Origin of the sequence: Stenotrophomonas sp. (assembly GCF_032066555.1) — a bacterium.
GTDB lineage: Bacteria > Pseudomonadota > Gammaproteobacteria > Xanthomonadales > Xanthomonadaceae > Stenotrophomonas.
This window is the reverse complement of sequence record NZ_DAMBKV010000006.1, coordinates 40,942-50,749: the sequence shown is the minus strand read 5'-3', so window position 1 is coordinate 50,749 and position 9,808 is coordinate 40,942. Positions and strand designations below refer to the sequence as shown.

Sequence of the window (9,808 nt, the reverse complement as noted above, 5' to 3'; positions counted from 1 at the left end):
CCATGTTCCGCGCCACGTTCTGGCTGACCCTGGTGACCGTGGCTGGGCTCGCGCTCGGCTTCGGGCGTGAATGGCTGCTGGTCGATGCCTGGGGCGCCGGTGCGCGCAGCGATGGCTTCCTGGTGGCCCTGTTCGTGCCAGAGGCCATCCGCATGACCTTGGCGGCAGGGCTGTTGTCTTCCGCGGCGCTGCCCTTGTACCAGCAGCTGGAGGCGATGCGACGCCCGGCATGGGTGTCCACGCAGTTGAGCAGCCTGTTGCTGATGGGCGGTTTGATCGCCGCTGTGCTGGCGACCGGCGCGGATCTTTGGGTCCGTTTGATCGGGCCGGGCTTGGCGGCGGACGCGCGGCACACTGCCGCCTCCAGCCTGTTGGTATTGAGCGGCGTGGTGCCGCTGTTGCTGGTGCATGCCTTGGCGGCGGCAGTCGGGCAGGCACAACAGCGCTTCCTGGTGGCCGGGCTGGGCTCGTTTCTGTACAACCTGCCGGCCGTGCTGCTGCTGTTGCTGCGCCGCTCGGCGACCGACGAGCGCAGCCTGGCGTGGGCGTTTGTTGTCGGTGCCGTGCTGATGCTGCTCTCGGTGCTGCCCTTGCTGTGGCACGGCGGCTGGCGGCCCTGGCGCTGGCGTTGGCAAGCCGCGGATGCCCGCGGCCTGTACGCCCGGCTTGGGCCCTTGCTCGCCAGTGCCAGTGCCAGCCAGGGCCTGGTCCTGCTGGAGCGCATCTGTGCTTCGTTGCTTGGCGAAGGCGCGATCACGCTGGTCAACCTTGCCCGCAAGCTGGTCAACCTGCCGCTGGTCGCGCTGATGAGCCTCAACCAGGTGGTGCTGGCGCGCATGGCACAGCTGGGCGAGGACCTGGTCGCGCGGCGCAACGCGCTGCGCCTGGGCCTGCTGCTGACGGCGACCCTGACCTTGCCCGCCGCGGCCGGCATGATTGCCAGCGCGCCTTCGTTGGTGGTGTTGCTGCTGCCAACCGGCATGGCGCAAGGCCCGCTGCCGATGTTGTTGGCGTGGTTCGCCTGCGTGATCGTATTCGGCGCATGGAACGCACTGCTTGCACGCTATGCCTACGCGGCTGGCAACACGCTGCTGCCAATGCGCTACGAGTTGGCGGGCAGTGGACTCAACGCCTTCGCCTTGCTGCTGGTGCCGGCGCTGAGTGGCATCGCCGGTATCGCCTGGGCAGCGTTGGCCGGTTGCCTGCTCACCGCCTTCCTGTTCCTGCGCCGCTATGCGCTGCTGGCCGACCCCTTGATGCTGCGGCTGCCATTGCTGGCGGTCCTGGTGCTGGCTGGAGCGACGCCGTTGTTCGCCTTCGTGCCGGGTGTCTGGATGCAGATGATGGCAGCAGCGCTCTACGGGTTCGCTGTGCTGCTGCTGTTGGGACGCTGGAGTTTGAAGGCGGCCAGGGAACCGTTGGCCAGGGCGTGATCGGACCGGGCTGGCACCGCATCCGGCAGGTCCGTTCTGTGCGGGCCTGCCGGTAGCAGCGGCGGATGTCACGGATAGTCGATGACCACCAGGTAGCCATTTGCCGAGGGGTGCCAGGTCTGTACGTCGAGCCGGTAGTTCTGCGAGAACACGCGTGCGTTGGAATGACCAGCGGTCGCGGTCAGTGCGTGTCTGGCCAGTACACCGTTGCGGGTTGCGCCACTGTCTGCCGCAAACGGGGCTACGGTCACCTGGGCGCCCAGTGCGGCCAAGGGGCAGTGATCCAGGCGCAGTTGTTGCTGGCTGAGGGCTAGGCTGGCCTTGCAGCCGGGGTCGACGATACGACCACTGAAATGCACGGTGCCGGCGCTGGCATGTGCGAGCGAGGTGAGCGAGAGCAGTGCCACACCCAGCATTGAATATCGGCTCATGGCGATTCTCCGCGTTGTGGGGCTCCAGTAAGCACCAATCGACGACCGTCGATAAGAGGCGAATGCAGGTTCTGCCCGCAGGCATCACGCGGTGATCGTGATCAACATCAATCTTGATTTCGCAGTCGCTTCCGTGCCCGCTGCTGGCTGCGAAAGCGCAGGTTTGGCAGTGTCGGCAAGGCAGGCCCGAGTTGCGTGATCCATACCTTTCCCTGCAACGGTACAGCTGCGGGCAGTGCAAGCGCTGTTTTGCCGCAGCGGATTTTTCAATTCGCAAATTTTGTGGAGCAAGTCACGTTCCACAGCGCTAAGGTGCGCACCGGAGTCAACGGCGATGTCGCTGGCTTTGACACGGAAACAACGCAAGGATGGGCTTGGGTCCGCGCTGTTCCTTGCTGTCTCCGCCGCTCATCACTTCTCAAGGGCTGGATACCGGCAATGCGCACCATCAAATTTCTCCCGCTTCTGGTGCTGGCTGTAGCGCCATTCACTGCCAGCGCCGTCGATGGCACCATCACCTTCAATGGTGAAGTGACCGACAAGACCTGCACCATCGTCACGCCACAGGGCAAGGATTTCACCGTCACCCTGCCGACGGTATCCAGCAGCACGCTTGCCGCCGCCGGCCAGGTTGCGGGCCGCACACCGTTCTCGATCAATCTGTCGCAGTGCAATCCGGGCAATGTAGCCACCTACTTCGAACCAGGCGCCACCGTCGACCTGGGCAGCGGGCGCCTGAACAATGCCGCCGCAACCAGTGCTGCGACCGAGGTACAGCTGCAATTGCTGGGCAGCAACAGCCTGTTCCTGCCCGTGGTGAGCGCCGGTGCCGGCAGCACCCAGGCCAATTCGCAATGGGTGACGGTCAATGCCGGCGGTACCGCGGACCTGAACTACTTCGTGGAGTACTACGCTACCGGTGCGGCGACGCCCGGTGAGGTCAGCAGCAGCGTGAAGTACACGATCATCTACAACTGATCGTTGCCGCTTGCAGCAGCGATTGCTTGGAGGTTGGCTGCTGCGGGCTTTCCGAGGTGTGCATTCCGTGACCAGATCTATCTCGATGGTAGTGCTATGCCTTGGACTGATGCTGCCTGCGCAGTTGGTGGCCGGGGTTGTGGTCAACGGTACGCGGGTGATCTACCCGGCGCAGGCGCGTGAGGTCACGGTGCAGCTGGACAATGTGGGGGACGCACCGTCGCTGGTGCAGGCCTGGGTGGATGCGGGCGACCAGACGCAGACCGCCGAGAACAGCGATGCGCCCTTCATGCTGACGCCGCCGATCAGCCGTGTTGAATCCGGCCGCAGCCAGGCACTGCGGCTGGTGTTCACCGGTGCCGATCTGCCAGCGGATCGCGAATCGGTGTTCTGGCTCAATGTGCTGGATGTGCCGCCCTCGCCACAGGCGGGTGGGGAAGAACAGAACTATCTGCAGGTGGCCTTTCGGTCGCGGATAAAGTTGTTCTATCGACCAAAGGGCCTGCTGGGTACTGCCAACGATGCGCCGCAGGCGCTGCGCTGGCAGTACCGGGACGGGCAGCTGCGGGTCAGCAACGCCACCGCCTATCACGTGACCCTGGCCGAAGTTTATGCGCTGGATGCGGCTGCCGAACGTGTGTTGGAACGCCAAGGCAGGATGGTCGGCCCGCAGCAGAACCTGCAATTCGACAGCAGCGAAAAGGTCGAGCGGGTGCGCTTCATCAGCATCAACGACTACGGCGGGCGGGTCGAGCACACCGCCAGCGTCGACGCTGGCGGTTGAGGCGGGAGCCAGGTGCCAAGGTGGCCATGGATGCGCTGTCGTGCGCAATCGTCCTGAAGGAATAGCAGTGTGAGCCAGAGCAGATGGGGCACGTCAACCCAGCCGATCGCGACACGCAGGCCGATGCTGTTCGTGCCGCGTTTGTGCCTGGTGGTCTGCACCCTTTGCCCCGCTGCGGCGATGGCGGCACCAGCAGCAACGTCCAATCCTGACGCGCAGATGCTGCTCGCGCAGGGTGTGACCGGCAAAGCACCGATGCCTGCGCCGGCACAGTTCGACGCCGACTTCCTGTCCGGGCAAGGCCAGCGGGTTGATCTGTCGGCTTTCAGCCATGGCAACCCGATGCTTGCCGGCAGCTACCGGGTGGACATCTATGTCAACGGCCGCTGGCAGGGGCGGCGCGACCTGCAGTTCAAGGCCAACGCGGAAGGCGTCGTCGACGCGTGCCTTGGCATTGCATTGCTGGAAGAGCTGGGGGTCGATAGCGCGCGTCTACAGGCCGCGCCGCAGGCGGATACCGCGGCCGCGGCGGAAGATTGCGTGCAATTGGCGCAACGCATGGCCGATGCCTTTGGCAGCTACAACAGCGCCGACCTGCGTTATGACCTGAGCATTCCACAGGCATTCCTGCGTCGTGAGGCGCGCGGCTACGTCAATCCTGCGCTATGGGACCGGGGCATCAATGCGGCCTTCATCGGCTACAGCGTCAATGCGATGGACAGTGATATCCGCCTTCCGGGGGGAGACCGCAATCGCTCGGCCTATCTCGGCTTGAACATGGGCTTGAACATGGGCGGCTGGCAGTTGCGACAGGATGCCAACCTGACCTGGAACCAAGCCGTTGCCGATGGCAGCCATTGGCAGCGGATCGCGACGTATGCGCAGCGTGGCTTCCCGCAAGTGCGCGGAATGCTGACCATCGGCGAAGCCTTCAGCAATGGCGAACTGTTCGATTCGGTGGGCTATCGCGGTATCAGCCTGGCCAGCGATGACCGCATGCTGCCCGATGCGCTGCGCGGCTACGCGCCGGTGGTGCGTGGCATTGCCGAGACCAATGCGCGGGTGGAAATCCGCCAGAACCAGCAGCTGATCTATTCGACGACGGTCTCACCCGGCAGCTTCGTCATCGAGGATCTCTACCCGACCGGTTATGGCGGTGACCTTGAGGTCACGGTGGCCGAGGCGGACGGTCGCCAACGGCAATTCAAGGTGCCATTCGGTTCGGTGCCGCAGATGCTGCGCCCGGGAGTGTCGCGCTATGCATTGATTGCGGGGCAGGTGCGCGACGCGCGGCTGCTGGATGAACCGTGGCTGCTGCAGGGAACTTACCAGCGTGGTATCGGCAACCAGCTCACGCTCTATGCAGGTAGCGTGCTGAGCGAAGGCTATGCGTCCGCGCTGTATGGCGCAGGTGTGGCCACGCGATGGGGCGCGTTTGCCACCGATGTCACCCACGCCCGCAGCCGTCTGCAGCGCCTGGGCAATCGCCAAGGCGCAAGTATGCGCTTGAGCTACAGCACCTTGTTCGCTGATACCGGCACCAACCTGACCCTGGCCGCGTATCGCTACTCGACGCGTGGCTTCTACAGCCTGCAGGATGCCTTGTACGCGCGTGATGTCATCGATCGTGGGTTCGCCGCGCTGCCGGGCGGACGCCAACGCAGCCAGCTCCAGCTGACCCTGAATCAGCCTTTGGGACAGCGCTGGGGGGCCTTGTACCTGACCGGCGCAGTGCGTGATTTCTATGACGTGGCGGGAACGAGCACGCAATATCAGTTGGGCTACAACAACACCTGGCGATCACTGAACTTCGGTTTCTCCGCGTTGCGCAGCGAACAGGGGCCGAACGCTGAGAAAGATACCCACTACCTGTTGAGCGTGAGCATGCCGCTGGGCCGCAAGGCAGGGCCGTTGGCTGTCAGTGCCGATCTGGGCATGGGCGACCGTGGTCGCTATGACAGCAGTCGACTCGGCATCACCGGTAGCCTGGGCGTGGACAACAGCTTCAGCTATGGCCTGGCGCTGTCGGACAGTCGCGATGGCGGTGGCAGCAGCATCGCCAATGCCAGTTATCAGGGCCGCTATGCTGCCTTGACTGCTTCCTACGGTCAGTCCAGCGATTTCCGGCAGTTTTCTGTGGGGGCGACCGGCAGCCTGGTTGCCCATGCAGGCGGGGTAACGCTGACCCCGCAGCGCGGTGACACCATGGTCGTGGTACAGGCCGATGGCGCACGCGATGCGCGCCTGACCAATGCCAGTGGTGTGCGCATCGATGGCCGCGGTTTTGCGGTTGTGCCGTATGCCGCACCGTACCGGCTCACCACGGTAACGCTTGATCCGCAGGATATGTCGCGCGGGGTGGAGCTGGAGAGCAGCAGCCAGTCGGTGGCGCCGTATGCCGGTGCGATCAGCTTCCTCCGTTTTGAAACCCGCAAGGGCCGGGCGGTATTGATGCAGCTGCGTGATGGTGATGGCCAACTGCTGCCGTTTGGGGCACAGGCCCGTGACGCGCAGGGCCAGCCGGTGGGCATGGTCGGGCAGGCCGGGCGTCTGTATGTGCGTAGCGAACAGGATGCCGGCCATCTGCAGCTTGTCTGGGGTGAAGGTGCCACTCAGAGCTGCGGTATCGACTATCAGCTGCCTGCGGTGGATGAGGCCGAGCCCATGGGGTTCGTCAAGGTGGAGGCAATATGCCGTTGATCCGTGGAATTTGCCGCAATCACGCGGCGGTGGCCCTGGGTCTTGCAGGGGCGTTGCTGGTGCCGACAGCGCAAGCCGCATGCGCGTTGAACTCCGGTGCTTTCGTGCCGCAGGACGTGCAGATGGATATGGGGCAGGTGGTGATACTGCCGGGTCTACCGGTAGGTGGCGTGATCAAGGAACTGGTGGTCAACATCGATCAGCGCGATCGTGTCGCACAATGCACCGGCTCCGGCAGCGCCAATGGGCGATACATCAACGCCGCGCAGCAGACCTTGCTGGCGGGCTTCAGCAACGTCCATGCGACCGATGTTGCTGGCGTGGGTATTCGTGTCTACCGTGACTCCGGCACCATCCAGACCTTTTATCCACATACGTTGGCGCTGAATACCAACGGGGCGGTGAGTCTGGTCGGTGGTACGTTCCGGGTGGAACTGATCAAGACCGCAGCCATCACCGGCTCGGGGTTGATTGCTCCCAGTGGCAGGTTCACCACGTATTACTTCGATGGGGATGGCCCGATCAAACCGGTGCTGGTCTCAACCTTCAGGGGTTCCGGAACCACCGTGGTCAACCCCACCTGCGTGGTGCAGGCAGGAAGCCGGAACATCGTGGTCGAGTTTGGATCGGTACCCGCCAGCACCTTCAACGGGGTTGGTACGCGTGCGGTCGATCGCGATTTCGATATCCACCTGGAATGCCAGGGCAGCAATGTCGCCCAGTACCAGAGCAGGATCGGCATTCGCTTGGATGCGATCCAGGACAGCTCCAATCTGCCGGGTGTCCTGCCCTTGGCTGCCGTCGCGGACGCGGCAGGCGGCATCGCCATCGAACTGGTGCAGCGCAATGGCAGCGCGGAGAAAACAGTGCGGTTTGCCGAGAACATCGACCTGGGGGCCAGCGTGGCGGGTAGCAGCAGCTTCAGCCTGCCGCTGCGTGCCCGTTACATCCAGACCCGGGCCGGCAGGGTGACGCCCGGCAAGGCCAACGGCACGGCGACGTTCACCATCCAATACAACTAGGTCGTGCCGGGCAGGACTGCATCGATGCCGGCCGGCGGCGGGAGCGGCCGGGTTACGGTGGTAGTGCGCGCAGCTGGCATTGGGCTGCCGGCAGCTGGGCGATGGCGTAGATTCTTCGCCTCGTTCTAGAATGCTGACTTGCCATGAACGGGGGCGCTGCATGGGGATGCACGTCGATACCAGTTGCATCAATTGTGATCGCGCCACCGGCGGTCCTGAGCAGAAGTACTGCCCGAACTGCGGCCAGCCGACGCCGGCGCACCGCATCGACTGGCATTTCCTGGGCCATGAGCTGGAGCACAGCGTGCTGCACATGGACCGGGGCATTCTGTATTCGCTGAAGCAGCTGATGCTGCAGCCGGGCAGGTTGCTGCGCGATTACATCGAAGGGCGGCGTGGCAACCAGGTCAAGCCGCTGCTGCTGATCACGATGATGGCGGCGGCGGTGGTGCTGTTGAATCGGCTGATTACCGGCGGCAGCATGATGGATACCGGTGCAAGTGAAGCAATGGCGACCGCGCAGGCAGTGCCTGCCGAGGTACTGCGGGTGATGGCCGCCTATCGCACGGTCGGGGCGTGGATCGACTCCCATTTTGCCGCGTTCACATTGATGTTGCTGCCCATTGAAGCGCTGGTGTTCTGGCAGGTGTTCCGCCGCTACAGCCAGCTGAATTACCCCGAATGGCTGGTGATGATCACGCTGCTGACCGTGCAGACATTCGTCATCTGGTCGGTTCTGGTGCTGCTGCACCGTTGGCTGCCGCATGCGCAGCTGATGGCGGCGTTGCTGGGGATGATCTACGCCGCCGTCTCGCTGGTGCAGTTCTTCCAGGACCGAGCGGTGTGGTCGACGATATGGCGAACCGCGGTATCGCTGGCCTTGTTCTCGCTGATCAGTTCGTTTGCGGTCATGGCAGCTGCGTTGGTTGTGATGCGGGTCGGATGACCCGCGCAAGTTCGGGTTGAGCCGCGGCCGCGATCATTCCAGCGCGTAGCGCAGCACGAACAGGCTCGCCACCAGCCATACCGCCGGGTGTACTTCGCGCCAGCGGCCGGTGCCTGCCTTCAGCGCCGCATAGGCGATGAAGCCGAAGGCCAAACCATTGGCGATGGAGTAGGTGAACGGCATCGCCAGCGCACACAATGCGGCGGGCACCGACTCGGTCAGGTCATCCCACTTCACTTCCACCAGCTCGCGCAGCATCAGCCCGGCGACGAACAGCAGTGCCGGTGCGGTGGCATAGGACGGCACCATTGCCGCCAGCGGCGAGAACAGCAGCGCAGCCAGGAACAGCGCGGCAACCACCAATGCGGTCAGGCCGGTTCGACCGCCGACCTGCACGCCGGAGGCGCTTTCGGCAAAGGCGGTGGTGGAGCTGGTGCCCAGCAGGGAGCCGGCGACAATCGCGCTGCTGTCTGCCAGCAAGGCGCGGCTGAAACGCTTCTTGCCGTCCGCCAGCTTCAACAGGCCGGCGCGTCCGAGCACGCCATACAGCGTGCCGGTCGCGTCGAAGACTTCCACCAGCACGAATACCAGCACCACCTGCAGCAGCACCGCCAGCGGCGCGCCGTCGTCGTGGTGCAGCAGCCCTGGCAGGTCCAGCTGCAGGAAGGTCGGGGCCAGACTCGGCGGCAGCGAGACGATGCCCTGGTACTGCACCGAGCCGATTGCCCAACCAATGCCGGTGACGGCGAGGATGCCGATCAGGATCGCACCGCGCACCTTGCGCGCTTCCAGGATGGCGATCAGCAGGAAACCGGCCAGGGCGAGCAGCGGCGGCGCGGTATTGAGCGGGCCGAGCGTGAGCATGGTGTCTTCATTGGCGACAATCACATTGGATTTCTGCAACGCGATGATGGCCAGGAACAGACCGATGCCGGCCACGATGGCCGAGCGTAACGAGGCGGGAATGCCGGCCACCAGCCAGGCGCGGATGCCGGTCAGCGACAACACCCAGAACACCACCCCGGAAATGAATACCGCAGCCAGCGCCTGCTGCCAGGGAAGGCCGGCGGCACCCACCACGGTGAAGGCGAAGAACGCATTCAAGCCCATGCCTGGGGCCATGCCGACCGGGTAGTTGGCGGCCAGCGCCATCACTGCCGAGCCGATTGCGGCCGCCAGGCAGGTCGCCACAAACACCGCGCCAGGATCCATGCCGGTGGTGCCGAGGATCTCCGGGTTGACGAAGACGATGTAGGACATCGTCAGGAAGGTGGTGATGCCGGCCAGCACCTCGGTGCGGACGCTGGTGCCGTGCTGTTGCAGTTTGAAGATTCGGTCTAGCAGGGACATGGTGATTCCGTGGATTGCAGGCATTGCCTCTGGCTGGGTGGAAGAGGGTGCCGGAGGCGGGAGCGGGGCTTGGGCCCGTCCGTTGCGGGAACGGAAGGCGGAGTCCTGTCTTTTCTTCTCCCGCGTGCGGGAGAAGGTGCCCCGAAGGGGCGGATGAGGGGGAG

8 protein-coding genes are annotated in these 9,808 nt (G+C 64.4%); 6 read left to right on the top strand and 2 right to left on the bottom strand.

Translation table 11 applies throughout. The features are described from left to right. Window positions 1-2 precede the first annotated feature (2 nt). A complete protein-coding gene (locus RT131_RS09605; RefSeq protein WP_313172392.1) occupies window positions 3-1,433 on the top strand; it encodes a lipid II flippase MurJ in 1,431 nt (476 codons plus the stop codon). A gap of 68 nt (window positions 1,434-1,501) precedes the next feature. Here the strand turns inward: RT131_RS09605 and RT131_RS09600 are convergent, their stop codons facing one another. Then, window positions 1,502-1,864, bottom strand: coding sequence for a hypothetical protein (locus tag RT131_RS09600; RefSeq protein ID WP_313172390.1), 363 nt, complete (start codon window positions 1,862-1,864; stop codon window positions 1,502-1,504). A 438-nt stretch (window positions 1,865-2,302) separates the two neighbouring features. Between RT131_RS09600 and RT131_RS09595 the strand changes: the two genes are divergently transcribed. The 5 genes from RT131_RS09595 to RT131_RS09575 all read left to right on the top strand — a co-directional run bounded on the left by RT131_RS09595 (window position 2,303) and on the right by RT131_RS09575 (window position 8,294). Further along, window positions 2,303-2,842, top strand: a complete 540-nt coding sequence (locus tag RT131_RS09595; protein WP_313172387.1) for a fimbrial protein — start codon at window positions 2,303-2,305, stop codon at window positions 2,840-2,842. 85 nt (window positions 2,843-2,927) lie between these two features. Next, complete coding sequence (locus tag RT131_RS09590; RefSeq protein ID WP_313172652.1) at window positions 2,928-3,626, top strand: molecular chaperone; 699 nt, start codon at window positions 2,928-2,930, stop codon at window positions 3,624-3,626. A gap of 69 nt (window positions 3,627-3,695) precedes the next feature. Beyond that, entirely contained in the window at window positions 3,696-6,326 is a 2,631-nt protein-coding gene (locus RT131_RS09585) for a fimbria/pilus outer membrane usher protein (protein ID WP_313172385.1), read from the top strand. Continuing rightward, on the top strand, window positions 6,317-7,348 hold the full coding sequence (locus tag RT131_RS09580) for a fimbrial protein (protein WP_313172383.1): 1,032 nt from the start codon (window positions 6,317-6,319) through the stop codon (window positions 7,346-7,348). Before RT131_RS09585 ends, RT131_RS09580 begins: the two co-directional genes overlap by 10 nt. A gap of 160 nt (window positions 7,349-7,508) precedes the next feature. Continuing rightward, window positions 7,509-8,294: a DUF3667 domain-containing protein gene (locus RT131_RS09575; protein WP_313172381.1), complete on the top strand. Its 786-nt coding sequence runs from the start codon at window positions 7,509-7,511 to the stop codon at window positions 8,292-8,294. A 33-nt stretch (window positions 8,295-8,327) separates the two neighbouring features. Here the strand turns inward: RT131_RS09575 and RT131_RS09570 are convergent, their stop codons facing one another. Next, window positions 8,328-9,644: an NCS2 family permease gene (locus RT131_RS09570; RefSeq protein WP_313172379.1), complete on the bottom strand. Its 1,317-nt coding sequence runs from the start codon at window positions 9,642-9,644 to the stop codon at window positions 8,328-8,330. Window positions 9,645-9,808: the final 164 nt, after the last annotated feature.

Excerpts from the sequence above, each read along its gene's own strand:
- RT131_RS09605 (WP_313172392.1), top strand. The coding sequence starts at position 3 with ATGTTCCGCGCCACGTTCTGGCTGACCCTGGTGACCGTGGCTGGGCTC.
- RT131_RS09600 (WP_313172390.1), bottom strand. The coding sequence starts at position 1,864 with ATGAGCCGATATTCAATGCTGGGTGTGGCACTGCTCTCGCTCACCTCG.
- RT131_RS09595 (WP_313172387.1), top strand. The coding sequence starts at position 2,303 with ATGCGCACCATCAAATTTCTCCCGCTTCTGGTGCTGGCTGTAGCGCCA.
- RT131_RS09590 (WP_313172652.1), top strand. The coding sequence starts at position 2,928 with ATGGTAGTGCTATGCCTTGGACTGATGCTGCCTGCGCAGTTGGTGGCC.
- RT131_RS09580 (WP_313172383.1), top strand. The coding sequence starts at position 6,317 with ATGCCGTTGATCCGTGGAATTTGCCGCAATCACGCGGCGGTGGCCCTG.
- RT131_RS09575 (WP_313172381.1), top strand. The coding sequence starts at position 7,509 with ATGGGGATGCACGTCGATACCAGTTGCATCAATTGTGATCGCGCCACC.
- RT131_RS09570 (WP_313172379.1), bottom strand. The coding sequence starts at position 9,644 with ATGTCCCTGCTAGACCGAATCTTCAAACTGCAACAGCACGGCACCAGC.